The sequence below is a fragment of the Treponema sp. R6D11 genome, assembly GCF_054786075.1.
Genome location: NZ_BDHD01001139.1, coordinates 1 through 378, shown reverse-complemented (window position 1 = coordinate 378; position 378 = coordinate 1). Strand labels below are relative to the sequence as shown.

Genomic DNA, 378 nt, shown 5'->3' with positions numbered 1-378 from the left:
GGCGCTTCCACTCGCTGCCGCCAGATCACTAAGACCTACTTTCGTACCTGCTCGGCCTGTCAGCCTCGCAGTCAAGCCTCCTTGTGCCTTTACACTCACGCGCCGATTTCCAACCGGCGCGAGGAGACCTTCGCGCACCTCCGTTACTCTTTGGGAGGCGACCGCCCCAGTCAAACCGCCTGCCTATCACTGTCCCCGGCCCGGATTCACGGGTCGGGTTAGAAACCTAATCAGACAAGGGTGGTATTTCACTGAAGACTCCGCGCAGGCTGACGCCCACGCCTCATAGTCTCCCACCTATGCTACACATGCCTGACCAAGTTCCCATGATAAGTTACGGTGAAGGTTCACGGGGTCTTTCCGTCTAACCACGGGTAA

1 rRNA gene is annotated in these 378 nt (G+C 58.2%); it reads right to left on the bottom strand.

The features are described from left to right. A 23S ribosomal RNA gene (locus tag ACYVTD_RS17830) occupies positions 1-378 on the bottom strand; the annotation flags it as partial.